Origin of the sequence: Microbacterium sp. MMO-20, from assembly GCF_037147735.1 — a bacterium.
Lineage (GTDB): Bacteria > Actinomycetota > Actinomycetes > Actinomycetales > Microbacteriaceae > Microbacterium.
The window spans coordinates 553512-579779 of the sequence record NZ_JBBCUU010000001.1; the positions used below are offsets into that span (position 1 = coordinate 553512).

At 69.9% G+C, this 26268-nt stretch carries 27 protein-coding genes; 15 read left to right on the forward strand and 12 right to left on the reverse strand.

Going from position 1 to position 26268, the window contains the following annotated elements; translation table 11 throughout:
* Positions 1–21: 21 nt before the first annotated feature.
* The gene (locus WFI52_RS02755) at positions 22–1662 is read left to right on the forward strand and encodes a molybdopterin-dependent oxidoreductase (protein ID WP_336625119.1); all 1641 of its coding nucleotides are present in this window, start codon (positions 22–24) and stop codon (positions 1660–1662) included.
* Here the strand turns inward: WFI52_RS02755 and WFI52_RS02760 are convergent.
* Entirely contained in the window at positions 1649–2668 is a 1020-nt protein-coding gene (locus WFI52_RS02760) for an ADP-ribosylglycohydrolase family protein (protein ID WP_336625118.1), read from the reverse strand. The two genes, WFI52_RS02755 and WFI52_RS02760, sit on opposite strands and share 14 nt — an antisense overlap.
* A 98-nt stretch (positions 2669–2766) precedes the next feature.
* Between WFI52_RS02760 and WFI52_RS02765 the strand changes: the two genes are divergently transcribed.
* The 6 genes from WFI52_RS02765 to ilvA all read left to right on the forward strand — a co-directional run bounded on the left by WFI52_RS02765 (position 2767) and on the right by ilvA (position 9436).
* A complete protein-coding gene (locus tag WFI52_RS02765; RefSeq protein WP_336625117.1) occupies positions 2767–3696 on the forward strand; it encodes an oxygenase MpaB family protein in 930 nt (309 codons plus the stop codon).
* Between the two features lie 70 nt (positions 3697–3766).
* Positions 3767–5002 (forward strand): alanine racemase, encoded by a 1236-nt coding sequence (locus WFI52_RS02770; protein ID WP_336625116.1) that lies wholly within the window; start codon positions 3767–3769, stop codon positions 5000–5002.
* The gene (locus WFI52_RS02775; protein ID WP_336625115.1) at positions 5002–6324 is read left to right on the forward strand and encodes a D-arabinono-1,4-lactone oxidase; all 1323 of its coding nucleotides are present in this window, start codon (positions 5002–5004) and stop codon (positions 6322–6324) included. Before WFI52_RS02770 ends, WFI52_RS02775 begins: the two co-directional genes overlap by 1 nt.
* Positions 6325–6408: 84 nt before the next feature.
* Positions 6409–6975 carry a LemA family protein gene (locus tag WFI52_RS02780; protein ID WP_336625633.1) on the forward strand — a complete coding sequence of 189 codons (567 nt, stop codon included), beginning with the start codon at positions 6409–6411 and terminating at the stop codon, positions 6973–6975.
* Complete coding sequence (locus tag WFI52_RS02785; RefSeq protein ID WP_336625114.1) at positions 6972–8165, forward strand: AI-2E family transporter; 1194 nt, start codon at positions 6972–6974, stop codon at positions 8163–8165. The genes WFI52_RS02780 and WFI52_RS02785 overlap by 4 nt, the downstream gene beginning before the upstream one ends.
* Entirely contained in the window at positions 8162–9436 is a 1275-nt protein-coding gene (gene ilvA, locus WFI52_RS02790; RefSeq protein WP_442927669.1) for a threonine ammonia-lyase, read from the forward strand. Before WFI52_RS02785 ends, ilvA begins: the two co-directional genes overlap by 4 nt.
* A gap of 87 nt (positions 9437–9523) precedes the next feature.
* Here the strand turns inward: ilvA and greA are convergent, their stop codons facing one another.
* Together greA and WFI52_RS02800 are read right to left on the reverse strand one after the other, a co-directional pair.
* A complete protein-coding gene (greA, locus tag WFI52_RS02795; protein WP_336625113.1) occupies positions 9524–10012 on the reverse strand; it encodes a transcription elongation factor GreA in 489 nt (162 codons plus the stop codon).
* Positions 10013–10096: 84 nt separating this feature from the next.
* The gene (locus tag WFI52_RS02800; RefSeq protein WP_336625112.1) at positions 10097–10525 is read right to left on the reverse strand and encodes a DUF4307 domain-containing protein; all 429 of its coding nucleotides are present in this window, start codon (positions 10523–10525) and stop codon (positions 10097–10099) included.
* 88 nt (positions 10526–10613) lie between these two features.
* Between WFI52_RS02800 and WFI52_RS02805 the strand changes: the two genes are divergently transcribed.
* Entirely contained in the window at positions 10614–10898 is a 285-nt protein-coding gene (locus WFI52_RS02805; protein WP_336625111.1) for a hypothetical protein, read from the forward strand.
* 60 nt (positions 10899–10958) lie between these two features.
* Here WFI52_RS02805 and trhA read toward each other — a convergent pair whose 3' ends face one another.
* Complete coding sequence (gene trhA / locus WFI52_RS02810; RefSeq protein ID WP_336625631.1) at positions 10959–11660, reverse strand: PAQR family membrane homeostasis protein TrhA; 702 nt, start codon at positions 11658–11660, stop codon at positions 10959–10961.
* Positions 11661–11770: 110 nt separating this feature from the next.
* Between trhA and WFI52_RS02815 the strand changes: the two genes are divergently transcribed.
* The 3 genes from WFI52_RS02815 to WFI52_RS02825 all read left to right on the forward strand — a co-directional run bounded on the left by WFI52_RS02815 (position 11771) and on the right by WFI52_RS02825 (position 15416).
* Positions 11771–12556 (forward strand): isoprenyl transferase, encoded by a 786-nt coding sequence (locus tag WFI52_RS02815; RefSeq protein ID WP_336625110.1) that lies wholly within the window; start codon positions 11771–11773, stop codon positions 12554–12556.
* A gap of 52 nt (positions 12557–12608) precedes the next feature.
* Positions 12609–13901: an aminotransferase class V-fold PLP-dependent enzyme gene (locus WFI52_RS02820; protein WP_336625109.1), complete on the forward strand. Its 1293-nt coding sequence runs from the start codon at positions 12609–12611 to the stop codon at positions 13899–13901.
* Positions 13902–14066: 165 nt separating this feature from the next.
* The gene (locus WFI52_RS02825) at positions 14067–15416 is read left to right on the forward strand and encodes a PhoH family protein (RefSeq protein WP_336625108.1); all 1350 of its coding nucleotides are present in this window, start codon (positions 14067–14069) and stop codon (positions 15414–15416) included.
* A 16-nt stretch (positions 15417–15432) separates the two neighbouring features.
* Here WFI52_RS02825 and WFI52_RS02830 read toward each other — a convergent pair whose 3' ends face one another.
* From WFI52_RS02830 to xseA, 7 genes are read right to left on the reverse strand one after another with little or no spacing between them, the layout of a single operon-like run.
* Complete coding sequence (locus WFI52_RS02830; protein WP_336625107.1) at positions 15433–16089, reverse strand: response regulator transcription factor; 657 nt, start codon at positions 16087–16089, stop codon at positions 15433–15435.
* The gene (locus tag WFI52_RS02835) at positions 16086–17078 is read right to left on the reverse strand and encodes a sensor histidine kinase (protein WP_336625106.1); all 993 of its coding nucleotides are present in this window, start codon (positions 17076–17078) and stop codon (positions 16086–16088) included. Before WFI52_RS02835 ends, WFI52_RS02830 begins: the two co-directional genes overlap by 4 nt.
* 52 nt (positions 17079–17130) lie before the next feature.
* A complete protein-coding gene (locus WFI52_RS02840; protein WP_336625105.1) occupies positions 17131–18528 on the reverse strand; it encodes a class II fumarate hydratase in 1398 nt (465 codons plus the stop codon).
* A gap of 34 nt (positions 18529–18562) precedes the next feature.
* On the reverse strand, positions 18563–19216 hold the full coding sequence (locus WFI52_RS02845; protein WP_336625104.1) for a carbonic anhydrase: 654 nt from the start codon (positions 19214–19216) through the stop codon (positions 18563–18565).
* Complete coding sequence (locus WFI52_RS02850) at positions 19213–19839, reverse strand: DUF4245 family protein (protein ID WP_336625103.1); 627 nt, start codon at positions 19837–19839, stop codon at positions 19213–19215. Before WFI52_RS02850 ends, WFI52_RS02845 begins: the two co-directional genes overlap by 4 nt.
* 40 nt (positions 19840–19879) lie before the next feature.
* Positions 19880–20110 (reverse strand): exodeoxyribonuclease VII small subunit, encoded by a 231-nt coding sequence (locus tag WFI52_RS02855; RefSeq protein WP_442927671.1) that lies wholly within the window; start codon positions 20108–20110, stop codon positions 19880–19882.
* 55 nt (positions 20111–20165) lie between these two features.
* The gene (gene xseA / locus WFI52_RS02860; RefSeq protein WP_336625101.1) at positions 20166–21446 is read right to left on the reverse strand and encodes an exodeoxyribonuclease VII large subunit; all 1281 of its coding nucleotides are present in this window, start codon (positions 21444–21446) and stop codon (positions 20166–20168) included.
* Between the two features lie 144 nt (positions 21447–21590).
* Between xseA and WFI52_RS02865 the strand changes: the two genes are divergently transcribed.
* Genes WFI52_RS02865 through WFI52_RS02875 form a run of 3 tightly spaced genes read left to right on the forward strand, consistent with a single transcriptional unit; the run spans position 21591 to position 23819 of the window.
* Positions 21591–22580 carry a 4-hydroxy-3-methylbut-2-enyl diphosphate reductase gene (locus WFI52_RS02865; RefSeq protein ID WP_336625100.1) on the forward strand — a complete coding sequence of 330 codons (990 nt, stop codon included), beginning with the start codon at positions 21591–21593 and terminating at the stop codon, positions 22578–22580.
* Complete coding sequence (locus WFI52_RS02870) at positions 22577–23221, forward strand: DUF6264 family protein (RefSeq protein WP_336625099.1); 645 nt, start codon at positions 22577–22579, stop codon at positions 23219–23221. The genes WFI52_RS02865 and WFI52_RS02870 overlap by 4 nt, the downstream gene beginning before the upstream one ends.
* Positions 23222–23270: 49 nt before the next feature.
* Positions 23271–23819: an MOSC domain-containing protein gene (locus WFI52_RS02875; RefSeq protein WP_336625098.1), complete on the forward strand. Its 549-nt coding sequence runs from the start codon at positions 23271–23273 to the stop codon at positions 23817–23819.
* Positions 23820–23927: 108 nt separating this feature from the next.
* On the opposite strand, the gene fbaA is transcribed toward WFI52_RS02875, so the two are convergent.
* Positions 23928–24959 (reverse strand): class II fructose-bisphosphate aldolase, encoded by a 1032-nt coding sequence (fbaA, locus tag WFI52_RS02880; protein ID WP_336625097.1) that lies wholly within the window; start codon positions 24957–24959, stop codon positions 23928–23930.
* Between the two features lie 190 nt (positions 24960–25149).
* Between fbaA and glpX the strand changes: the two genes are divergently transcribed.
* Complete coding sequence (gene glpX / locus WFI52_RS02885) at positions 25150–26142, forward strand: class II fructose-bisphosphatase (protein WP_336625096.1); 993 nt, start codon at positions 25150–25152, stop codon at positions 26140–26142.
* Positions 26143–26268: the final 126 nt, after the last annotated feature.

Here is a 26268-nt window from a genome sequence, read left to right on the forward strand (position 1 = left end):
CGGCCGGAGCGGAGTCGCGGTATGGGTGGGGCACGCAGGCGCCGAGGCGTCGGATTCTGGCTGTGGGCGATGGTCTCGGGGATCGTCAGCGCGGCGGTCTTTCTCGCTGTCGCGGAGGTGCTCGCCCTCGTCTTCGGTCGCGGCGGGAGCCCGATTCTGGCGGTCGGCGGCTTCGTCATCGACATCGTGCCGCAGCCGTTCAAAGAGTTCGCGATCGCAACGTTCGGCGCGTACGACAAGATCGCTCTGCTCGTCGGCCTCGCTCTCGCGGTGCTGATCGCGTCGTCGATCGCCGGCATCCTGCAGGCGCTCCGCCCTCCTCTCGGCGTGGTCGCCCTCGCCCTCGCCGGCGTCCTCTCCGTCGCGGCGATCGTCACGCGCGCGGGCGCGACAGTGCTGGTTGCGGTTCCCGCGGTCGCCGGCGCCGTCGCCGGTGCGTTCGTCTTGACCGTCCTCGCCCGCATGCTGCGGAGGTGGAAGGATGCCTCGGCAGTGGACGCGGTGCCCTCTTCGGATGCCTCAGTCGCGCTCGCATCCGGGGCGCCCTCCGCGACGGTCCCCGAGAACCCCGCAGCGCCGAAGCGCCCCCCGGCGATGGACCGCCGTGCGTTTTTCCGCACAACGGCGATTGCGGGGGTGTCCGCCGTCCTCCTCGGGGTCGGTGCTCGTATCGTCAGCGCCACGACGTCGTCGATCACGGCCGTCCGCCAAGCGCTCTCGCTCCCGGCGCCGCGGTCGAAGGTCACGATCCCCGACGGGGCGCAGCTCGACATCCCGGGCATCTCGCCCCTCATCACCCCGAACGCGGACTTCTACCGTGTCGATACGGCTCTCACGGTTCCCGAGGTCGACCCGGCCACGTGGCGGCTCGTGATCGACGGCATGGTCGACAAGCGCGTCGAACTCGGCTTCGACGATCTGCTCGCGATGGGCCTGGACGAGTACGCCGTCACCATGACCTGCGTCTCCAACGAGGTGGGGGGGAACCTTCTCGGAAACGCGATCTGGCTCGGCGTGCCGGTGCGCGACGTGCTCGCGCTCGCCGGCCCGCAGGCGGGGGCTGACATGGTGCTCTCGCGCAGCGTCGACGGGTTCACGGCATCCACGCCTCTCGAGGCGCTCACCGACGACGGTCTCGACGCGATCCTCGCGGTGGGGATGAACGGCGAGCCGCTTCCTCTCGAGCACGGTTTCCCCGTCCGCATGGTCGTACCGGGCCTGTACGGATACGTGTCGGCGACCAAGTGGCTCACCGAATTGAAAGTCACGACGTTCGCCGCCGACGAGGCTTACTGGACGCCCCGCGGATACAGCGCGAAGGCGCCGATCAAGCTCTCTTCGCGCATAGACACGCCGACGTCGGGCGCACCCGTGACCACGGGGAAGGTCGCAGTGGCCGGCGTCGCCTGGGCGCAGCCGGTGGGCGTGGATCGCGTGGAAGTCAACATCGACGATGCCGGGTGGCAGCCCGCGACGCTGTCGTCGCCGATCAACGACTCCACGTGGGTGCAGTGGTTCGTCGAGTGGGATGCCGCGCCCGGAACGCACTACATCGCAGTGCGCGCATTCGACAAACAGGGAACGATGCAGACCGAAGAGCGCGCTCCGATCGCTCCGGACGGATCGACGGGCTGGCAGCGCATCCTCGTCACTGTGCAGTAGGGGGCGCGTCCGGGGAGGGCTTCCTCTCGTCCCCGCGACCGTGTCGCACAGCGCGTCGGGCGAGATCGGCGAGGTGGGCCGCATCGATTCCCGGCCACCCGTGCAGGTTCTGCGTGTACGTCGCGGGGAGGGCTGACGCGCCCCACACAGCGCCCGCGAGCGACCCCGCGATCGCCGCCACGGTGTCCGTGTCGCCCCCGCCGCGGACCGCCCGCTCCAGCGCATCCTGCAGCGACGCGGCGCCCGCCACGGCGGCGAGAGCGGCCTGGAAGGCCCGCACGACCCATCCGTTGTCCGCCTGGAAGTCGCGGGGATGGACGCCGGGAGCTGTCGCCGCGTCAACGAGGCCGGTCCACCGTGCCCGGCGCTCGCTCGGAACCGCGCTGAGCTGAGCGCGCATGTCGAGCTCGCCCGTGCGCACAGCGTGGCGGATCGCCAGGCACCAGAGCGCGCAGGCATCCACGTTGTCGACCTCCCAGTGCGTGAGCTGCGCGACGCGCCCTGCGGCGATCACCAACTCGTCCGGGGAGCGGTCGAGGTAGCCGAGCGCGACCGGTCCGGTCCGCATGAGCGACCCGTTCCCGCCGCTGCGCCCCGAGCGGCGGTGTGCGCTCTCGGATGCCACGCGGGCGGCGTGCTCATCAGCATCGTCGGAAAGAAGCGCCAGGATGCCCCGCGTCTGAACGCCGACGTCCTTCGCCGTGCGTGCCCACCCCCGCCACTCGGCGACGATCTCTGCGAGCGCGAGGGGGTCTTCGAGCGTCTCGCCCGACGCCAAGCGATTCAGGATCGCCACGGCCATGCTGGTGTCGTCGGTCCATTCGCCGGCGGCGTGGCCGAAGTACCCGACACCGAACGCGGGCGTCATGCTGTTCGGGAGCGCCGGCCCGAACTCGTACTGCGACCCGAGCGCATCGCCTGCGGCGGAGGCGAGCACCGTGCCGACGGCCCTATCGAGCTGCGCCTCGTCGGCCTCTGTCCGGGAGTCGACGCGTCGTTCGGTCATGTCGACCATCATCCCCTGCTCTGGCGGTTCAGGCGCATATCCGCGACGCGGTCGACGAGCTCGTCGATCGGATTCTCCGCTGAGGGGATGATGGACCCATGCGCACTCGGCGATCGACCTCGTCCCTGCGCTCGCGCCTGCTCGTCCCCCTGGCGGGGGACCCCGACGGGACCCCGCCGTGGGTCCTGCGGCTCGAGCACGGCGACGATCGCGGGCTGTTCGACGAGGACGGGCCCGCATGGACCGTCCACTCGGGCATCCCGACGCTCGTCGCGGGCATCCAGGCGCTCCTCCTTCAGGCGCTGCACCCCGGTGCGATGGCCGGTGTGCACGACTGGTCGCGTTATCGCGACGACCCGCTCGGCCGCCTCTCCGGTACGGTGCGCTGGGTGATTTCGACGACGTTCGGGTCGCGCGAGCAGGTGGACGGCGAACGCGCGCGTGTCGCCCGATTCCACACGGGCGTCCGCGGAGAGTACGAGGCACACTCGGGGCGGCGTGCCTACAGCGCCGAGGATGCCGACCTCGTGGAGTGGGTGCATCTCGCCTTCACCGACGCGTTCCTCACGGCTCACGAGCGCTGGGGCGGCACGATCCCCGGCGGACGCGACGCGTACGTCGCAGACTGGGCGACGGCGGGAACTCTCATGGGCGTCGTCGATCCGCCACGCACCGCCGCTGACCTGCGCGCGCGCATGCACGGGCTCCTCGCCGACGGCACGCTTCGCGGGGGTGCACGGGTCGACGAGGTCGTGCGGTTCCTGCGCGACGTTCCGCTCGACGGCTCGCTGCGCATCGGGTACCGCATCCTCTTCGCCGGTGCCATCGCGGCGATCCCGCGTGAGTATCGGCGACTGCTGGGTGTGCGTCGCTCCTGGTTCCCGGCGGTCACGGCGACGCGGCTCGTGCTGTGGATCGCGCAGCGCAGTCTCGGGACGGGTCCGCGGGCACACGACATCGCGCGCATCCGGCTGCGCCGTCTGGATGCCGCGGTGCCTCAGGATGAATCGCCCCAGGAGGAATCATGACGCCGCGTCCCCACACGGGTGACACCCGGTCTCGCTCTAGGCTGGTGCCACCCGTGCGAAGGAGCCAGCCATGAGCCTCGATCTGCTCGCCCCGCCGTCTGTGCCGACGGCCGAGCCCTGGGCGCGTCCCGAGTCGTACTGGCGTGCGCGCACCGCGGCCGTCGCAAGCCTCTCGGGTCCGGTCGCGACGATCGACGTCGACGCGCTCCGCCACAATGCGCTCGACCACGTCGTGCGCTCGAGCGGCGTGCCGATCCGCGTCGCGTCGAAGTCGATCCGGGTGCGCGAGGTGCTGGATGCCGCGCTGAAACTTCCGGGTTACCACGGCATCCTCGCCTTCACGCTTCCCGAAGCGCTGTGGCTCGCCGAGGAGCACGACGACATCGTGCTGGGCTACCCGAGCGTCGATCGCGCCGCGCTCGCGGCGCTCGCAGGCAGCGCCGAGAAGGCCGCCCGCATCACCCTGATGGTCGACGACCTCGCGCAGCTCGACCTGGTCGACAGCGTGGCTGCGCCGGGGCAGCGCGCCGAGATCCGCGTCGCGATCGACGCGGATGCCTCGTGGCGCGCACCCGTCCTCGGTCACATCGGCGTGCGCCGCTCACCCGTTCACGATCCGGGCGAGGTGCAGCGGCTCGCCCGCGCGATCGCCGCCCGTCCTGGATTCCGGCTCGTGGGCCTCATGATGTACGAGGCCCAGATCGCGGGACAACCCGACGACACCGGATCCGGGGACGCCGTCATCCGCTGGATGCAGCGCCGCTCGACGGAGGAGCTGCGCGAGCGTCGGGGTGCGATCGTCGGGGCCGTGAGAGATGTCGCCGACCTGGAGTTCGTCAACGGCGGAGGGACCGGGTCGCTCGAGTACACGGCCTCCGATCCCGCCGTCACCGAGACGACCGCCGGGAGCGGACTGCTCGCGGGCCACCTGTTCGACCTCTACCGGCACTTCACGCTCGCTCCCGCGGCGGCGTTCGCGCTGGAGGTCGTCCGCAGACCCGCGGACGACATCGTGACGGTCCTCGGCGGCGGCTGGATCGCCTCCGGCCCGCCGGTCGCCTCCCGGCAGCCGCTGCCGGTGTGGCCGACGGGCCTTGCGACCCTCGCGCGCGAGGGCGCGGGCGAAGTGCAGACTCCGCTCCAGGGTGCGGCGGCGAAGAGCCTCTCCCTCGGCGACCGTGTCTGGTTCCGACACGCGAAAAGCGGCGAGCTCGCCGAACGCGTCGATCGATACCACCTCACGAGCGGCGACACGGTCGTCGGTGAGGCCGCGACCTACCGCGGCGAAGGGAAGAGCTTCCTGTGATGGCCCCCTCCACCCGCCCCGCCGGCACGTGGCAGAACTGGGGGCGCACGGAACGCGTCCGCCCCCTCACGGTCGAGTACCCCTCGACGATCGAGGCGGTGCGGCGTGCGGTCCGCTCCGCCGCGCAGCGCGGCCGGCCTGTGAAAGCCGTCGGGACGGGCCATAGTTTCAGCGGCATCGCGGTTGCCCCCGGGACTCTGCTCGAGCTCACCGAGCTGTCCGGGCTCGTCTCCGTCGACCGTGAGCGACAGCGGGTGCGCGTTCTCGCCGGCACGCGCCTGCATCGGATTCCCGCGCTGCTCGCGCCCTACGGTCTCGCGATGACGAATCTCGGAGATATCGACCGACAGTCGATCTCGGGCGCGATCTCCACCGGCACCCACGGCACCGGCTCGCGCTACGGCGGCATCGCGACCCAGGTTGTCGCGGCGACCCTCGTGACAGCCGACGGCGAGCTGCTCACCGTGTCGGAGACCGAGAACGCCGAGATGCTCCCGGCGGTCGCGCTGGGGCTCGGCGCTCTCGGCATCCTCGTCGACGTGACGCTGCAGTGCGTGCCGGCGTTCACCCTCCACGCGGTCGAGCGACCAGAGCCACTCGATGACGTCGTGGGCGACATCGCGGCCCGCGCGGATGCCGCGGACCATTTCGAGTTCTACTGGTTCCCGCATACCGACATCGCCCTCACGAAGACCAACGAGCGGCGCGGCGCGGATGCCGCGACCCACCCCCTGGGACGGGCCTCGAAGCTCGTCGACGACGTGCTCGTCGGGAACGTCGTCCATCAGGCGGTCTGCAGCGCGGGGCGCGCAGCCCCGGCCCTCGTGCCCGGAATCAACCGGCTCTCCGCGCGGGTCTGGGGCGACCGTTCCTTCTCCGACGCCTCGCACCGCGTGTTCGCGACGAGTCGCGGTGTGCGGTTCCGTGAGATGGAGTACGCCGTCCCGGTCGAGAATCTCGCCGACGCGTTCCGCGGCATCCAGCGCGTCATCGCCGACCACGACTGGCGCATCGAGTTCCCGATCGAGGTGCGTACGGCTGCCGCCGATGATCTGTGGCTTTCGACGGCGTCGGGGCGTGCGAGTGGGTACATCGCCGTGCACCGCTACTGGAGAACCGACCCGACGGTGTATTTCCGTGCCGTCGAAGAGGTCATGCTCGCCCACGGAGGGCGCCCGCACTGGGGCAAGATGCACACGCAGGATGCCGCGAGTCTGCGCTCCCGCTATCCGCGCTTCGACGACTTCACGGCGCTCCGAGACCGGCTCGACCCCCATCGTCTCTTTCGGAACCCCTATCTCACTCGGGTCCTGGGTGAGTAACGCCTGAGAACCCGGAGACACGCATGATCGTGCGCGCGCCGGCGCCGATAGGATGAGCACAGAATCGAGGGGAGTCCCATGGACATGGCGTGGCTGATCCCGGTGCTCATCGTGGTCGCGCTGATCGTGATCGTCGGTGTGTACCTGTGGGCGACGTACAACTCGCTCGTCGCGCTGAATGTGCGCGTCGACGAGGCGTGGAGCGACATCACGGTGCAGTTGAAGCGCCGAGCCGACTTGCTGCCGAACCTCATCGAGACGGTGAAGGGCTATGCCGCGCACGAGAAGGCGGTGTTCGAGAACGTCACGCGGGCGCGCGCCGAAACGCTCTCGGCGGGCTCGCCCGGTGAGGCCGGAGTCGCGGAAGGCCACATGCAGCAGGCGCTGAAGAGCCTGTTCGCGGTCGCCGAGGCGTACCCTCAGCTGCAGGCGAGTCAGAACTTCCTTCAGCTGCAGCAGTCCGTGGTCGACACGGAGGACAAGATCCAGGCGTCGCGCCGCTTCTACAACGGAGGCGTCCGCGAACTCAACACGAAGATCAAGGTGTTCCCGAACAACATGTTCGCGCGCAGCCTCGGCTTCCACGAGCGGGAGTTCTTCGAGGTGACCGGGGGAGCCGCCATCGCCGAGCCCCCGCGGATCCAGTTTTGACGGACGAGAAGTCTCGACCTTCCCTCCTCGACGCGATCCGCACCAAGACGGTGCGGGGTGAGATCGAGGAGTCCCTGCCGCACGGCCTGCGAGTGACGACCGCATACGCGTGGCGGTTCGTCGTGATCGCGGTGGCAGCCGGAATCCTCATCTGGCTCGTCATCCAGTTGAAGCTCCTCGTCGTGCCGCTCCTCGTCGCGATCCTCGTGACGGCGCTCCTGTGGCCGGTGTTCACCTGGATGCTGCGGCACCGCGTGCCGCGGTGGGCGGCCATCGTCGTCTCGGTGATCGGCACCATCGCTGTCGTCGGCGGACTGCTCTGGCTTGCGATCTGGCAGATCACACGCGAGTGGCCGAGCGTCCGCACGCGTACGCTCGAATCGATCGAGCAGTTCCGGCAGTACCTCATCGACGGGCCGCTCCACCTGACGTCCTCGCAGATCGACGGCATGCTCGCGCAGGCATGGACATTCATCCAGCAGCAGGTCGGTCTCCTCTGGTCGGGTGCTCTCGCGATCGGCTCCACCGTGGGGCATGTCGCGACAGGTGCGGTACTCGCCCTGTTCATCCTGCTGTGCACCCTCGCCGACGGCGGGGGGATCTGGCGTTGGGTCGTGCGACTCTTCCCGCGTCGGGCCCGCGGCGACGTCGACGGCGCCGGCCGCGCGGGCTGGGCGACGGTCGTCACCTACGCGCGAACGCAGCTCCTCGTCGCGACCATAGACGCGATCGGCATCGGGCTCGGTGCGTTTGTGCTCGGGGTTCCCCTCGCGATCCCGATCGGCGTCCTCGTCTTCCTCGGGGCGTTCGTCCCGTTCGTCGGTGCGATCGTCACCGGGACCCTCGCCGTCTTCCTCGCCCTCGTCTACAACGGGCCCTGGATCGCGCTGTGGATGGTCGTGGTCGTCCTCGGCGTCCAACAGCTCGAGGGGCACGTGCTCCAGCCTCTCCTCATGGGGTCGGCCGTCAAGGTGCACCCGCTCGCTGTCGTTCTCGTGGTCGCCGGCGGCGCCATGATCGCCGGCATCCCCGGCGCATTGTTCGCTGTGCCGTTGGCGGCCTTCGTCAACGTCGTGGCGGTCTACCTCTCCACCCGTCACACGCGAGGCACACCGCCCGGGCCGGGCGACTTCAACGACCGAGATCTCATCTGGAGCACCGTTCCGCGCAGCAGGAGGACCCCCGCGTGACCACCCCCACCGAGCCGACGACCGCCGCGTACGCGAGTGCGCTGTCGGCGATCCCGTCGCTGGCGGAGTTCGAGGATGCCGCTGCCGTCCTGCGCGACGTCGTCGTGCGGACCCCGTTCGACGTGTCCGAGCATCTCTCCGACGTGCTGGGCGCGCCCGTGCACCTGAAGCTCGAGAATCTCCAGCGCACGGGCTCGTTCAAGATCCGCGGGGCGACCTACCGGCTCTCTCGCCTCACCGCCGAGGAGCGCGCGCGGGGCGTCGTCGCGGCATCGGCCGGCAATCACGCTCAGGGCGTCGCGCTCGCGGCGCAGAAGCTCGGCATCCCGGCCACCATCTTCATGCCGCTCGGGGTCCCCGTGCCCAAGCTCCTCGCGACGCGGGGCTATGGAGCGGAGGTGATCCTGGAGGGCGCGACCGTCGAGACTCCGCTGCGGCTGGCGGCCGAGTTCGCCGAGCGCACCGGCGCCGTGCTCATCCCGCCGTTCGACCACCGCGACATCATCATCGGGCAGGGCACCCTCGGCCTCGAGCTGTGGGACGCCATCGACGATCTCGACACCGTCGTCCTCGGCATCGGTGGGGGAGGCCTGATCGCCGGAGTCGCCGCCGCCGTGAAGGCGCGCGCCGCCGCAGAGGGGCGCACCGTCCGCGTGATCGGCGTGCAGGCGGAGAACTCCGCCGCCTACCCCTCGTCGCTCGCCGCCGGAGAGCCGCTGACGGTGGCGACCACCCCGACGATCGCGGACGGCATCGCGGTCGCCCGCCCGGGCGACGTCCCGTTCGACGTCATCCGCGAGCTCGTCGACGAGGTCGTCACCGTGAGCGACGACGACATCGCGCGCGCGCTGCTGATCCTCCTCGAGCGGGCGAAGCAGGTGGTCGAACCCGCGGGTGCCGTCGGCGTCGCGGCGATCCTGGCCGGAAAGATCCGCGCGAGCGGACCGACGGCAGTCGTCCTGTCCGGGGGGAACATCGACCCTCTCCTGCTGCAGCGCGTCGTCGCGCACGGGCTCGCGGCATCGGGCCGCTACATGTCGCTTCAGATCCCTCTGCCCGACCGTCCCGGTCAGCTCGCGCGTGTGTCGGAGCTTCTCGCGATCGCCGGAGCCAACGTCATCGAGGTGCTCCACACGCGCCACGGTCAGGGGCTCCAGATCAGTGAAGTCGTGCTGCAGCTCAGCGTGGAGACCCGAGGCGCCGAGCACCGCGCTCACGTGATCGACGTGCTCGAATCCGCGGGCTTCACTCCGCGCGTCGTCGAGGACTGACGCGGTCCGCGCTCCTCGGCGCGGTGAGCGTCCCCACGGGTGTCGCTGCGCCGTGTATCACTGCCCGGTGTATCACTGCCCGGTGTACTACTGCCCCGTGTAGGTGGCGACCTTCACGATCTCGACGGGGATTTCGCGGCCCGTGGGTGCAGTGTACGACGTCTTCGCGCCCTCGGCGAGGCCGAGAATCGCCGCGCCCAGCGGGGAGGCCTCGCTGTAGACGTCGAGTTCGGAGCCCGCCGCGATCTCGCGGCTGCCGAGGAGGAAGACCTCTTCACCGCCCGCCACGATCGCTGTCACCACCGTGCCACCCCGGACGATGCCGTCGGCCTCGGGGGCTTCGCCGACCACGGCGTCTTTCAGGAGTGCCTGCAGCGTGCGGATGCGGGCCTCCTGCTTCCCCTGCTCGTCCTTCGCGGCGTGGTAGCCGCCGTTCTCCTTGAGGTCGCCTTCTTCGCGGGCGGCTTCGATGCGGGCCGCGATCTCGGTGCGACCGGTCGTCGACAGGTGCTCGAGCTCGGCGGCGAGCCGGTCGTAGGCGTCCTGCGTGAGGAAGGTGTCCGTGTTCTCGGCCACGTGTCTTCTCCTAGGTCTGTGCGGTCTGCTGGGGGGTAAACCGAACGCCCCGGCCGGCAGCCGGGGCGCGTGTGTCGGATCAGACTACGGGATCCAGCAGGAGCTCACCAAACCCGTCGTCGCTTCGGCGACGGTCGGGATCGTCTCCGAGAAGCTGCGGCTGTGCGCCGCGTCGGCAGGGTACTCGACGACGCGCCACCCGACCACGCCGTGCTCGGTGTCCTGCGCCTCGAGCGCGCACGTGACCGGCTCACCCTGACGCAGCGTCACCTGGAACTGGACCGTGATGGAGTGCGCGTCGACGATCTGGAACCCCGTGGTGTCGATGTCCACGGAATCCATCGACTGCGTCACCGTCGACCAGCCGAAGTACCCGACGATCACGGCCGCGATGACACCGAATGCGATCCATGTGCCGCGGCGGCTACGGCGGGATCTGCCGTAGCGGTCGTCGAGCTCGGCCTGCACGGCCATCGCCTCGGGCGAGGGCGGCGTGGGCGTCGTCGTGGTCATGTCGCACTCCGGCGGGGGAGGGGATTTAGGCTGGATGTCCAGGCTACGCTCTGCGAGGCCGGCACCCGAACCGACGAACCGAGGAACGATGCACATTCTCCCCGCGGGCCTCGCCACCCCCTCACCCTCGATGACCGTCGACCCCGACGTCGTCACCCCCGGCTTCATCGGGTTCGTCGCGATCGCGCTCGTCGCCGTCGTCGTCGTGTTCCTGATCATCGACATGCTGCGTCGGATCCGACGCGCCGGGTACCGCGCCGACGTCAACGAGCAGCTGGATGCCGAAGCCCAGGCCCAGGCGGAGGACGCGACCCGCGCGTCCGATGTCGACGATCAGGACATCGATCCCGGCGAGGACGGCACCGGTCGCTGAGCTGTACCGCGGCAGGGCTGCTCAGAGAACGATCTCGGAAAACGATCTCAGAGAACGACCTCAGGACGCGCCGAGAGAGGGGACGACCGGGTCGAGCGCGGTGAGCAGACACGCTGTCCAGTGGCAGAGGAACGCGAGCACCGTGCACACGTGGAAGATCTCGTGAAAGCCGAAGTGGCCCGGCCAGGGGTTCGGCTTCTTGAGCGCGTAGCAGACCGCGCCTCCCGTGTAGAGGAGGCCGCCGACGATCACGAGCACCATCATGGCCACACTCGCCTGCAGCAGATCGACGAGGTACATCACGGCGGCCCAGCCGAGGAGCAGATACAGCGCGACGTACAGCCACCTCGGGGCGTTGATCCAGAACACACGGAAGAGGATGCCCAGCAGCGCCCCCGACCAGACGAGGGCGAGCAGCAGCAGTCCCTTCTGCGGCGGCAGCGCGAGCACGGCGATCGGAGTGTAGGTTCCCGCGATCAGCAGCATGATGTTCGCGTGGTCGATGCGCTTGAGGACGGCCTTCGTCGTCGGCTTCCAGTTGAACCGGTGATACAGCGCGGAGTTGCCGAACAGCAGCACCGAGGTCGCCATGAAGACCGCTGAGGCCCATTTCGCCGCCGCCCCCTCGGCGAGAACGATCAGCACGATCCCCGCGGCGATGGCGACGGGGAAAGTTCCTGCGTGGATCCAGCCGCGCCATGTCGGCTTCAGGTCGACCTGCGCACTGACGGCGGCCGCCTCGAGAAGAGGCAGCTGGGGCATCTCGACGCCCTCATCGGGAATAGGCTCGGGCACGTTCTGAAGCCTACGCGTGCTCGTATGCTCGAGCCTACATACGTGGGGAGGCGCCCGATGCGGAGTAGCGTAGGGATGTGAGTGCGCGCAGAGCCGGTGAGGGCAGGGGTCTCCTCTACCGGGTGTACAGCTCCCGCCTGCGCAGGGCGCTCACGCCCGAGGCGGTCCCGCATCATGTCGCCATGATGATCGACGGCAACCGTCGCTGGGCGCGACAGGCGGGATTCCCGACGGTCGCGGACGGTCACCGCGCCGGGGCCGCGAAGATGCACGAGTTCCTGCGCTGGTGCGATGATCTCGGCATCCGCGTCGTGTCGCTGTATCTGCTGTCGAACGACAATCTGCGCAAGCGTGATTCGCGGGAGCTCGACGACCTCATCGAGATCATCGCCGAACTCGCCGACGAGCTCTCGCACGAGCCGGGCTGGCGCGTGCAGATCGTCGGGCGCTCCGACGCGCTACCCCCCGCCCTTGCGCGCGTGCTCCAGACCGCGCAGGAGCGCACGGTCGGCAACACCGGGCTGCACGTCAACCTGGCGGTCGGCTACGGCGGACGCGGTGAGATCGTCGATGCCGTGCGCAGCATCATCGCGAAGCACGACGAGAGCGGCGGCTCCCTCGAGGAGCTCGCGGCGAGCCTGACCCCGGAGCAGATCGGCGAGCATCTGTACACGGGCGGCCTTCCCGACCCCGATCTCGTCATCCGCACCTCGGGAGAGCAGCGGCTGAGTGACTTTCTGCTGTGGCAGTCTGCGCACTCCGAGTTCTACTTCGTCGAAGCGCTCGGTCCGGACCTGCGCGAAGTCGACTTCCTGCGCGCGATCCGCGACTACGCGACGCGCGACCGTCGCTACGGCGGCTGACCCCGCCGGGTCGACGCCGGCGCCCGAGTCACGAGCGACGCCGCGTGTCAGAATGGCATGCGTGAGTGACCTGGAGCCCCTGATCTCGTCGTTCGACCTCGCGGCGGGATATCTCGACTGGGCGCGGCTCGGGCCGCTCTCTCCGGGTGTACGCGCCGAGCTGCAGGCCGATGCGGAACTGCTCGGCACGGGCCGTGCGGCGGGGACCGAGCTCGTCGGTGCGCGCATCGGTGAGGCGCGCGAACTGGTCGCGCGCGTGCTGGGCGCGCCGACCGACGAGATCGTCCTGCAGCCGTCCACGACGCACGGACTCGCGCACGCGATGTTCGGCCTCGAGGGAACCGTCGTCGTGCCCGCCCAGGACTTCCCGGCAGTACGCATCACCGCGCACCGCGCCGCCGACGCGCGCGGCGTCCTCGCGGTGCGCGAGATCGACCCCGCGGGCGGCATCGTCACGCCGGAAGCGATCGCCGACGCGCTCGGAGACGACGCGACCGCGGTCGCGTTGAGCCTCGTCGACTACCGCACCGGCGCGCTCGCCGACCTCGCCGGCATCCGCGCCGTCATCGGCGACCGCCTGCTGATCGTCGACGCCGTGCAGGCCTTCGGCGTCGTGGATGTCGACTGGAGCCTCGCCGACGTCGTCACGGGCAACGGGTACAAGTGGCTGCGCGCAGGCCGGGGCACGGGATTCGCCCGGTTCTCTCCGGCGGCCCGCGCCCGGATCGCACCCGTGCTCTCGGGCATCTCGGGGATGGCGGGCGATGCGTCGGTACTCGGGACGCCCCCCGCGCTCGAGGGCGCTGCGGCCTATTCGGTGTCACCCTCGGATCCGCTCGCCGCCGCACGGCTGGCGACGGCGCTGCGCGAGATGCTGGATGCCGGGATCCCCGCCATCGCTGCGGACGTGCACGCGCGGGCCGACGACGTCATGACGCTGGCGGACCGCTACGACATCCCGGTCGTCACACCTCGGGACGCACACGCGGGCATCGTCGCCCTCGCGCCGCAGGATCCGCCCGCGCTCGCCGCCGCGCTCGCCAACCATGGACTCACCGTCACCGCGCGCGGCACGACGATCCGCGTGTCGGCTCACGTCGGCACGGGCGCCGACACGCTGCGCCTCCTCGGCGACGCGTTCGCCGACGCCGCGGCGTCGGGCCGTGTGATCGCGGCGGAGTACGCCCGCGAGGGGCTCATCGTCGAACCCGACGTCTCCGAGGTCTTCACCATCGAGCTCGTCGATGAGGTCGTCCAGGACGACGGCGGCACGACTCACGAGGTCGAAGCGGCGACCCCGCACGACAGCGACGAGATCGTCATCGCTGTCGTCGACGAGAATTAACCCGCGCGCAACGTCGTCGCGGCGTGTCGGTTTCGCTCCGGCATCCGGCGCCGTCGTACGGTCGTCACATCGGGCAAGGTGCCCGGTCGAGTCGGCCTTCCACTGACTCGTGGCTCGCGGCCGACTCGATATTCCGGGTGGTTCCACCCGGGGCGGGAGCGGGTTGTGACCACACGAGTTCCACTGAAGCAGCAGCACGTCGACGAGGCCGCGGAGGTGGAACAGGACCTCCGCACCTACGTCCTCGACACCTCGGTGCTGCTGAGCGATCCGCGGGCCTTCTTCCGCTTCGCCGAGCACTCCGTCGTCGTCCCGGTGGTCGTCATCACGGAGCTCGAGGGCAAGCGCCACGACCCCGAGCTGGGCTACTTCGCCCGACAGGCCCTCCGTCATCTCGACGAGCTGCGCGTCGAGCACGGCCGGCTCGACTTCCCCGTGCCGGTCGGCCAGGGCGGCACGCTGCGTGTCGAGCTCGCGAACACGGATGCCTCCGTGCTGCCGCAGGGCCTGCGCCTCAGCGACAACGACACCCGCATCCTCTCGGTCGCGATGCATCTCGCTCAGGACGGGCAGGAGGTCACGGTCGTCTCGAAGGATCTGCCCATGCGGGTCAAGGCCGCGTCTCTCGGCATCAATGCGGAGGAGTATCTGGCGGAGCAGGCGGTAGACAGCGGCTGGACGGGTATCGCCGACCTGCACCTCTCCGGCGACGACATCAGCGACCTCTACGAGTCGGAGGTGGCCGCGACCGACGATGTGCGCGGGCTCCCCGTCAACACGGGGCTCATCCTCCACTCCGAACGGGGCTCGGCCCTCGGCCGAGTGACGGGCGACGGCGGCTACAAACTCGTGCGCGGTGACCGAGACGTCTTCGGCTTGCACGGGCGCTCGGCCGAGCAGCGCATCGCGATCGATCTGCTGCTCGACCCCGAGGTCGGGATCGTGTCGCTCGGAGGCCGAGCGGGCACGGGCAAGTCGGCGCTCGCGCTGTGCGCGGGCCTCGAGGCGGTTCTCGAGCGGCAGCAGCAGAAGAAGATCATCGTCTTCCGGCCGCTGTTCGCCGTCGGCGGGCAGGAGCTCGGCTACCTGCCCGGCGACCAGGGCGACAAGATGAACCCGTGGGGGCAGGCTGTGTTCGACACGCTCGGCTCGGTCGTCTCAGGGAACGTGCTCGAAGAGGTCGTCGCGCGAGGGATGCTCGAGGTGCTCCCGCTCACGCACATTCGCGGCCGGTCGCTGCATGACGCGTTCGTGATCGTCGACGAGGCGCAGTCGCTCGAGCGGAACGTGCTGCTGACGGTCCTCAGCCGCATGGGACAGAACTCGCGCGTCGTGCTCACTCACGACGTCGGTCAGCGCGACAACCTCCGCGTGGGCCGCCACGACGGCGTCGCCTCCGTCATCGAGACGCTCAAGGGCCACGCCCTGTTCGGGCACGTGACCCTGACGCGCTCGGAGCGCTCCGCGATCGCCGCGCTCGTCACCGATCTGCTGGAGCAGGGCGAACTGAGCTGACGCGTGACGGCGAGGGCTACTCCCAGCGGTAGCCCTCGCCGCGCACGGTCACGATGTGGTCGCTGCCCACCTTGCCGCGCAGGTAGCGCACGTACACGTCGACGACGTTCGACCCGGGATCGAAGTCCATGCCCCAGATGCGGCTCAAGAGCTGCTCGCGGGTGAGGACGGTGTCCGGATGCCGCAGGAACTGCTCGGCCAGAGCGAACTCGCGTGCGGACAGATCCACTTCACGCCCCGCCACCGTCGCGCGCCGGGCGAGCAGGTCGACGGTGACATCGCCGTGCGTCAGCACCATCGTGATCGCGCCGGTGCGCTCCCGCAGCCGTGAACGCACGCGCGCAAGGAGTTCAGCGACGGAGAAAGGCTTGGGCACGTAGTCGCTGGCCCCGGCATCCAGGCCTTCGATCGTGTCGGACGTGCCGGATCGGGCGGTGAGCATGATGACCGGCATGCGTCCGCCCTGCGCGCGCAGCGCGCGCAGGACGTCGAACCCGTCCATCGACGGTAGGCCGACATCGAGGATGACGAGGTCGATGTCATCGCCCTGCGCGGCATCCAGCGCCTCCTGGCCGTCGTCGGCGCTGACGGTGTCGAAGCCTTCGGCGCGGAGGGCCCGCGTCACGAGGGAGACGATGTGCGGTTCGTCGTCGACGACGAGGATGCGTGTCATCCGGATGCCTCTCTCTGGGTCACCACGTCACCGGCGCGTACCGGTGTGGGAAGGGTCGCCCCGGTACCGAGTGGGATCTCGATCGTCAGGGTCGCACCGCCGCCGGGTGTGTCGGCGACGGTGCACCGGCCGCCGTGCGCCTTCGCGATCGTGTCGACGATCGCGAGCCCGAGGCCGGAACCGCCGACCGAGCGCTTGCCGGCGCCGCGGTCGAACCTCCGGAAGACGCGGTGGCGCATCGCGGGTGGGATGCCGGGGCCGTGATCGCGCACCCACAGCTGCGCTCCGGAGGGGTGCACGGCGCTGCCGATCTCGATCCCGCTGCCGGCCGGCGTGTACTTTGCCGCGTTGTCCGCCAGCTGCAGCCACGCTTGCAGGAGGCGATCGCGGTCGCCGTGGATGACGCCCCCCGCGCTCTGCTCCACACTCCACGTGTGACCGGGGATCACGGCCACGAGTTCACCGACGCGCTGCGTCAGCGCCGCGAGATCCACATCGCTCATCGTGAAGCTGTCGGCCTCGACCGCCGCGAGCAGGTCGATGTCGCCGATGAGGCGCGTCATGCGGTCGAGCTCGGCCATGCCGAGCTCCCGGGTGGCGGCGGCGTCGGCGGGGTCGTCCGGATTCATGATCTCGAGGTGTCCGCGCACGATCGTGATCGGGGTCTTCAGCTCGTGACGGACATCGTCGAGGAGGCGGCGTTGCATCTCGAACGACGTTTCGGCGCCGTCGCCCGCCGGCGCGGGCGTGAGCGGTGCCGGCGGCTCGAGGACCGTCCACCCGACGAGCGCGGTGACGACGAGCGTCGCGAGGGCTCCGATGCCGTAGGCGGCGATCGCACTCCAGGAGACGTCGGCATCGGTGAGCGCGAGGATGCCGAGGACCGCAAGCGCGGTCACCGCGAACCCCGCCCCCACGATCGTCAGCACGAGGCCGAGCGTACGGAGGTGGCGCCGGCGGTGTCCCCCGGCGGCCATCGAGCGGGTCACCCTGTCATTATGGCCCGTCGGGAGAGGGGAACCGTGCCGGTCCCCGCGCAGATCACCCCGGGTGCGTCATCGAGAGCAGGTCGAGCTTCTCGTCCAGCTGTGCCTCGGTCAGATCGCCGCGCTCGACGTAGCCGAGGTCGATGACCGCCTCGCGCACCGTGATGCCCTTCGCGACGGCGTGCTTGGCGATCTTGGCGGCCGCCTCATAGCCGATCAGCTTGTTCAGCGGCGTGACGATCGACGGCGACATGCCAGCGAAGGCAGCGGCGCGCTCGCGGTTGGCCTCGAGGCCGTCGATCGTCTTGTCGGCCAGCACGCGCATGGCGTTCGACAGCAGTCGGATCGACTCGAGGAGTGCCGTGCCCATCACCGGGATCGCGACGTTGAGCTCGAACGACCCGGAGGCGCCCGCCCACGCGACGGTCGCGTCATTGCCGATGACGCGCGCGCACACCATCAGGGTCGCCTCCGGCACCACGGGGTTGACCTTGCCGGGCATGATCGAGGAGCCGGGCTGCAGGTCGGGAATGTGCAGTTCGCCGAGGCCGGTGTTGGGGCCCGACCCCATCCACCGAAGGTCGTTGTTGATCTTCGTCAGCGAGACCGCGATCGTGCGGAGGGCTCCGGATGCCTCGACGAGGCCGTCGCGGTTCGCCTGCGCCTCGAAGTGGTCTTTCGCCTCGGTGATCGGCAGTTCCGTCTCGGCGGCGAGGAGCGCGATGACCTTCTGCGGGAACCCTAGGGGAGTGTTGATGCCGGTGCCGACGGCAGTGCCGCCGAGCGGCACCTCGCCCACGTGAGGGATGACCGCCTGCACGCGCTCGATGCCGAGGCGGATCTGACGGGCGTAGCCCCCGAACTCCTGGCCGAGCGTCACCGGGGTGGCGTCCATGAGGTGCGTCCGGCCCGATTTGACGGCATCCTTCCACAGCTCGGCCTTCGCCTCGAGGGCGACGGCGAGGTGGTCGAGCGCCGGGATCAGGTCGTCAATGAGGGCCTGAGTCACCGCGATGTGCACGGAGGTCGGGAAGACGTCGTTCGACGACTGCGAGGCGTTGACGTGGTCGTTCGGGTGAACCGTGGCGCCGAGCTTCTGCGTCGCGAGAGTCGCGAGGACTTCGTTCATGTTCATGTTCGACGACGTGCCCGACCCGGTCTGATAGGTGTCGACGGGGAAGTGGCTGTCGTAGCGGCCGGTGATGACGTCGTCGGCTGCGGCGGCGATCGCGTCGGCGATGCCCGCGTCGAGGGTGCCGAGCTCCTTGTTGGCGAGCGCGGCGGCCTTCTTGATACGGGCGAGCGCGGCGATCTGGGTCGACTCCAGGCCCGTGCCGGAGATCGGGAAGTTCTCCACCGCGCGCTGGGTCTGCGCGGCGTACAGGGCGTCCTTGGGAACGCGCACTTCGCCCATGGTGTCGTGCTCGATGCGGTATTCGGTGGTGTCGGTCATCTCACGTCCTCGTGTGTGTACTGGTTCGTAGATCTCAGTCGGCGATGCCGACGGTCACGTGCGGCACGGCGGTGCCCTCGCTCAAGCGGTAGTTCGCCCCGACGATGCCGAGGCGCCCCGCCGCGACCGCGTCGGCGATGAGTCGCGACGAGGCGAGGATGTCATCGATCGTGTTGCGCAGGTGCGCGATGCCGACGTCCTCGGCGTCGAGCTCGCGGGGGTCGACGCCGTCGTTCTCCCGCAGCACGGTTCGCGCGGCGGGGACGATCTTGGCGATGAGCTGCCAGATGCCCGAGGGCAGTTCGGGGCTCTCCAGTGTCGTCGAGTCGATCGCGGCTCGCACGGCACCGCACGCGTCGTGGGCGAGCACGATGATGAGGGGCACGTCGAGCGCGGCGACGGCGTACTCGAGGCTCGCGATGGCCGAGTCGGATGCCACCTGGCCGGCATTACGCACGACGAACAGGTCGCCGAGGCCCTGGTCGAAGATGATCTCGGCCGCGAGGCGCGAGTCGGCGCAGCCGAAGAGCGCGGCGCGCGGCGTCTGGGCGGCCGCGAGCAGGTGGCGACGCTCGACGTCCTGGTTCGGGTGGTGCGGTTCACCGGCGACGAATCGGGCGTTGCCGGCGCGCATGTCGGCCCAGACGACTGCGGGAGTCTCCCGGGCGGGTGCGGCCTGTTCGGTCATGGTGTCTCCTCACGCAGGGCACGGATCTGGTCGGCGACGCCTCCCGCCGCGATCGCCGCGGTGTCGGGGTCGGTGTCGCCGTACACGAGCACGATGTCGTTCCCGGCATCCGTCGCCAGCGCATACGACACCGAGTCGGTGCGGCCGGCGGAGGGGATGCGGTACTCATCCCATTCGATGCCGGAGATCGTGACGGAGCCGGTCGGCGCATAGCCGCCGAGCTCGGTCTGCACCCATCCGTCGGGGGCGTCGATCGCCTGCGCGACACGCACGTAGCCGGAGGCCGGGGCGTACACGACCCGCCACATCTGACCCTCCACGCGCGCCGAGTTCGCCCGCCAGTCGGCGGGGACGGCGGGGACGAGGATCGGGTGCTCGAGTGACGCCGACACCTGCGCGGCCGCGGCGGCCACATCGACGGGCTCGGGCTCGGCGAGAGAGCCACGCGGGACGCCGAGATAGACGACGGCGACGACGGCGACCGTCACGAGGAGCGCGGCGATGAGGTTCCGGAACGTCTTGCTGGAGCGGTAGGCGGCTGACGACGCGGCTTTGCGATCGGCCGTCTCCTGCGGAGTCTCGGGACGGCCGAGTTCGGCGACGATGCGGGGCGCGGATGCCATCACTCCGCCGTCGCGATCGAGGGGAGGGGGTGAGGGCGGTTCACGCGTCGGCCTCAGCGGGACGGGCGGCATCGAGCAGGCGCTTCGCTCCGACGAGCCACTCCTCGCAGCGTGCCGCGAGTGCTTCGCCGCGCGTCCAGAGCGCCAGCGACTGTTCGAGGGTCGGCGCGCCCTGTTCGAGCTCTGCGACGACCCGGACGAGCTCGTCTCGGGCCTGCTCGAACGACAGGCTCGCCACGTCGGCGGCGGCGTCGGCAGTCATGACCTCCATCTTAGAACGGCGCCGCGACACAGATGGACCGGGCGTGCCGACGCGCTGACCGGGCTCACGGGGCGGGCGCGTCCTCGGCCACGGGACCCTCTGATCGCGCCGCGAAGGAGCCTTCCGCGACGGTCACGACGACCGCCGTGCCTGCGGGCGCCTGCGTGGCATCCCGGACGATGACGCCGCCTTCGGTGTGCGCGATCGCGTAGCCGCGGGCGAGGGTCGCGCCGGGGGAGAGGGCGCGCAGTGATGCCTGCAGTTGCGCGACGCGTCGCTCGCCCTCGTGCACGCTGCGGGTGACCACGTCGCGTCCGCGCGAGGTGAGCGCGAACAGCTCGTGCGAGCGTGCCACGAGCATGCCCTCGGGTGCGCGCAGCACGGGGCGGCTGCGCAACTGGTCGAGCTGCGCGATGTCGTGCGTGACCCGCTGTGTGAGGCGCGAGCGCGCGCGGCTGCGCAGCTGCTGCACGATGGACCGCTGCTCGGCGACGTCCGGGACGACGCGCTTCGCGGCATCCGTCGGCGTCGAGGCCCGAAGGTCCGCGACGTCATCCAGGAGCGGATGGTCGTTCTCGTGCCCGATCGCGGAGACGACGGGAGTGGACGCCGCGGCCACGGCGCGCACGAGCTTCTCGTCGCTGAACCCGAGCAGCGTCTGCGGGTCGCCGCCGCCGCGCGCGATGACGATGACGTCGGCCTCCGGATCGGCGTCGAGCGTGCGGAGGGCCGCGATCGTCTCCGGGACGCACCGGTCGCCCTGGACGGCGGCATGGATCGTGCGGAAGCGCACGTGCGGCCACCGCAGTTCGGCGTTGCGATGGACGTCGCGCTCCGCATCGCTGCGCTCGCCCGTGATGAGGCCGATGACGTGGGGGAGGAAGGGCAGCCGCTTCTTCCGGGACGGGTCGAAGAGCCCTTCGGAGCGCAGCTGTGCCCGCAGACGTTCCAGGCGCTCGAGCTGATCGCCGAGGCCGGTGTGGCGCATCGCCGACACCGTGAACGTGAAATCGCCCGACTTCACGAAGTAGTCGCTCTTCACGCACGCGACGACCCGGTCGCCGAGCTTCAGATCGTCGGGGAGCCGCTGGAGGGTCGATGACCACAGACGGAAGGAGATGAGGGCGTCACCGGAGGCATCCTTGAGGCGGCCGAACACATGACCGCCGCGGAGGTTCCACGCCGTGATCTCGCCCTCGACCCACACCGAGCCCCAGTTCGCGACGAAGCCGCGGATCGTCTCGTTCAGGCGCGAGATCGACGTCGGCGTCTCGGGGGACGAATCCCGCGGATGTACCGAGTCGGGCGGCGGCGCCTGGCCGGGCGCCGGTTCGAAAGTCGTCATCGCTGCCTCTCCCGCGGGTGGTCGAACGCGTACCGGGCCTTCACCCAGCGAGTCCTCTCTAGAATCGGAAGCGTGAGCAGCACAGCCGTCCGTCTTCCGTCGCCCCGCATCCCGGGTCCGCGAGGGCGGCTTCAGGATAACCCGGTGGCCGGTTCCAAGAAGGTGCTGCTCGCCTCGCCGCGCGGCTACTGCGCCGGCGTCGACCGCGCGGTTATCGCCGTGGAGAAGGCGCTCGAGCGCTTCGGCGCGCCCGTCTACGTGCGCAAGCAGATCGTGCACAACATCCACGTCGTCACCGAACTCGAGGCCCAGGGTGCGATCTTCGTCGAGGAGGTGGACGAGGTACCCGAGGGCGCGCACGTGGTGTTCAGCGCGCACGGAGTCTCACCCGCCGTCGTCAACGCGGCATCCGATCGGGGTCTGCAGGCGATCGACGCGACCTGTCCGCTCGTGACGAAGGTGCACCGTGAAGCGGTGCGGTTCGCCAAGAGCGACTACGAGATCCTCCTGATCGGTCACGACGGGCACGAAGAGGTCGAGGGCACCGCCGGCGAAGCGCCCGATCACGTCACGGTCGTGAACTCGCCCGCCGATGCCGACACCGTCGTCGTGAAGGATCCTTCGAAGGTCGTGTGGCTGTCGCAGACGACCCTCTCCGTCGACGAGACGATGGAGACCGTGCGGCGACTGCGCGAGCGGTTCCCCGAGCTTCAGGACCCGCCGTCCGACGACATCTGCTACGCGACGCAGAACCGGCAGGTCGCGATCAAGAAGGTCGCGAAGGACGCGGATCTCGTGATCGTCGTCGGGTCGGCCAACTCCTCGAACTCCGTGCGTCTCGTCGAGGTCGCGCTCGAGTACGGGGCGAAGGCCGCCTACCGTGTCGACTACGCGCACGAGATCGAGCAGTCGTGGCTCGACGGCGTGGAGACGGTCGGCGTCACGAGCGGCGCGTCCGTGCCCGAAGTCCTCGTGCGTGAGGTGCTCGAGGAGCTCTCCGGCGCCGGATATCGCGACGTCGAGCAGGTGCGCACGGCCGAGGAAGACCTCATGTTCTCGCTACCCAAGGAGCTGCGCCAGGATGCCGAGGGTCGCCGCGACGGCCGCGCGCTGGGGGGACGGAACCGCTCGTGACCGGCGTCGACGGCGCGCGGGGCCCGTCGGATCGTGCGGACGCCAGACCTGGCACGCCGGATGCCGCGACGACGTCGGCCGGGGCGCCGGACTCCGCCTCGCCGCGGCCCGCGCCGCAGTACGGCGAGTACGCGACCCCGGAGGAGCAGCGCGCCGCGATCCGTGAGCCCGCGCCGTCCTTCGCGTACGACGATGCGGCTCCTGCGGCGCCGCGCCCCGTCGCGCCCCCGCAGCCATCGACTCGTCCGATGCACGCGACGACACGCGCCGCGCAGCCGACGCGGCGCGCGGATCGGGTGATCACACTCATCCTCCTCGCCTACGGGCTGGTGACGGTGATCAGCGCGGTAGCGCAGCTCTGGCACTTCGCCGATTTCGCGCAGACGTGGATGCGTGTCGCGGGAATCGCCGGCGAGTTCACCAATATCGCACAGGGTGACCTCTGGGGTCGCATCGGTGCCGCGCTGCTGGTGCTCGGCTGGCTCGCCACCGCGATCGTGTCGCTGCGCGTGCTCTCACGGGGGCGGATCTCGTGGTGGATCCCGCTCGTCGGAGCGATCGTCACCTACACGGCGCTCACCGCGTGCCTCATGGTGCCCCTCTTCGGTGATCCCGCCATCGCGGCGCATCTCGTGCGCTGACGGGCGCACCGGTCCGGGTCGACTCGCCGCAGTCGGTACGATGTCGCGCATGTCTCAGCTCGTCGCCGTCTGCGCCGTCCACGCACTGCTCCCCGACGCGGGGACGATCGGCATCACCGCGATCGACAAGCGGCCCGTCGAGGGCGCCGTCAAGATCGGACCCTACGGCGTGTACGCCGATGTGCAGGCCGACCGCAAGCATCACGGAGGGCTCGACAAGGCGCTTTACGCGTATGCGAAGGAGGATGCCGAGTGGTGGGCGGCCGAGCTCGGCCGCGACGTGCCACCCGGACTGTTCGGTGAGAACCTGCGCACCGAAGGCGTCGACGTGAACGCCGCGCGCATCGGGGAGGTCTGGCGCATCGGCGACCGGCTGCGGGTCGAGGTCACGATGCCGCGCACCCCGTGCCAGACGTTCGCGCGCCGCATCGGCGGAGCGGAGGCGCGGGGCTGGGTCAGGCGATTCTCGGACGCGCGCCGTCTCGGCCCCTATCTCAAGGTGCTGCGTTCGGGGCGTGTCGCCGCGGGGGACGAGATCGTGATCGAGTATCGCCCCGAGGGGGCGCCGACCATCCTCGACGTGTACCGCGCGCCCTGAACCGTGGCATCCTCACCCCCCATAGCGCGAGAAACCACACCCGCCCTGGGAACCACTGCTGCGGTGGCTCTCGGGCGAGGCGTGGTTTCTCGCGTGACGGGGCGCGGGTCAGGCGCTGATCGAGTGCCCCGCCGAACCGAGCTGCTGCGTCGCCTCGACGACGCGGGCGGCCATCGCCGACTCGGCGATCTTGCCCCAGGCGCGCGGGTCGTAGGCCTTCTTGTTCCCGACCTCGCCGTCGACCTTCAGGACGCCGTCGTAGTTCTGGAACATGAAGCCGGCGACTGAACGGGTGAAGGCGTACTGCGTGTCGGTGTCGATGTTCATCTTCACGACACCGTTCTTGACCGCGAGGGCGATCTCCTCGGGCGTTGAACCGCTGCCACCGTGGAAGACGAGGTCGAGGGGCTTCTCGCCGGTACCGAAGCGCTCGGCGATGCCCGCCTGGATCTCGCCCAGGAGCTCGGGGCGCAGCTTCACATTGCCCGGCTTGTAGACGCCGTGGACGTTGCCGAACGTGAGCGCGGCGATGTAGCGACCGTTCTCGCCGAGGCCGAGGGCGTCGACGAACTTCGAGACGTCGGCCGTCGTCGTGTAGAGCGCCTCGTTGGAGCCCTCGTGCTTGACGCCGTCCTCTTCGCCACCGACGACGCCGATCTCGACCTCGAGGATCGCGTTGATCGCCTTCATGCGGGGCAGGAGCTCCTTGGCGATCTCGATGTTCTCGTCCAGCGGCACGGCCGAGCCGTCCCACATGTGCGACTGGAAGATCGGGTTGCGGCCCGCCTTGACTTCTTCCTCGGATGCCGCGATGAGCGGCAGCACGAAGTCTTCGAGCGCGGGCTTGGGGCAGTGGTCGGTGTGGAGCGCGACAGTGATCGGGTAGTTCTTGGCGACCTCCGTCGCGAACTTCGCGAACGCGAGGGCGCCCGTTGCGCGGCCCTTGACGGTGTGGCCGGCGAAGTAGTCGGCGCCGCCCGTGGTCACCTGGATGATGCCGTCGGAGCCGGCTTCGGTGAGGCCCTGGAGAACGGCGTTGATGGACTGCGAGCTGGCGGCGTTGATCGCGGGGAAGGCGTAGCCGCCCGCCTTCGCCTTGTCCAGCATCTCGGCGTACTGCTCGGGGGTTGCGACGGGCATTTCCACTCCTCAGGTCTGCGGATGTCTCCACCGGTCACTCTAGCGAAGGCGGGTCGGAGGCGACGCGGGAACGACCGGCCAAAACCGCCGTTCGGCTGATCCTCGCACGGGTGAAAGAAGTGCGATTCCTTCATGCGACGCCGGGGTGAATCTTCCCACGTCGCGACAAGGATGGTCGTAGTCTCGGAGCATGGTGAGCCTGACCGCGGACATGAGTCCCCTGCATCCCGACCGCAACCTCGCTCTGGAGCTCGTCCGCGCGACCGAAGCCGCCGCGATCCGCTCCGTTCCCTTCATCGGGCGAGGGCAGAAGGAGCTGGCCGACGGTGCCGCCGTCGACGCGATGCGCGCCTTCCTCTCGACCGTCAACTTCGACGGCGTGATCGTCATCGGCGAGGGCGAGAAGGACAACGCGCCCATGCTCTACAACGGCGAGCACGTCGGCACCGGGCGCGGGCCGCAGTGCGACATCGCCGTCGACCCGATCGACGGCACCTCCCTGACCGCGGAAGGACGCAACAATGCCCTCTCGGTCCTGGCCGTCTCCGATCGCGGCACGATGCTGGATGCCTCGAGCGTCTTCTATATGGACAAGCTCGTGACCGGGCCCGCCGGCGTCGGAGTGGTCGACATCCGCCTTCCCGTGGCGGAGAACATCCACCGCCTCGCGAAGGCGCTCGGCAAGCCGGTCGACGAGATGGTCGTCTCGGTGCTCAACCGGCCGCGCCACGCGCGCCTCATCGAGGAGATCCGTGAGGCCGGCGCAGGAACGCGCCTTATGAGCGACGGCGACGTCGCCGGCGGCATCAACGCGGCACGCTACAACGCCCGCACCGATATGTGCATCGGCATCGGCGGGTCGCCCGAAGGCGTCGCGACGACCTGCGCCATCAAGGCGCTCGGCGGGCACATCCAGGGGCGTCTGTGGCCGCGTGACGACGAAGAGAAGCAGAAGGGCATCGATGCCGGCCTGAAGCTCGACGACTACGTCTACGAGGCTGACGAGATGGTCACGGGCACGAACACGATCTTCGTCGCGACCGGTGTCACCAACGGCGAACTCGTCGGGGGCGTGCGCCGCTCCGGGCCCGACTACATCATCACCGAGAGCATCGTGCTGCGCGGCGCTTCGGGCACGCTCCGTCGCATCACGTCGGAGCACCTCGCGTCCAAGTGGCTGTGACGCCGCCGTGCGCAGGTCCCGCGCGCGGCGGATGGTAGCGCCTCGGTGACCGTCTGGGAAAGATCCGGCCGGCACTCCGGCGCGTCAGCGCCGCCTCTGGCACAATGGGTGACGGTCACCGGCGAC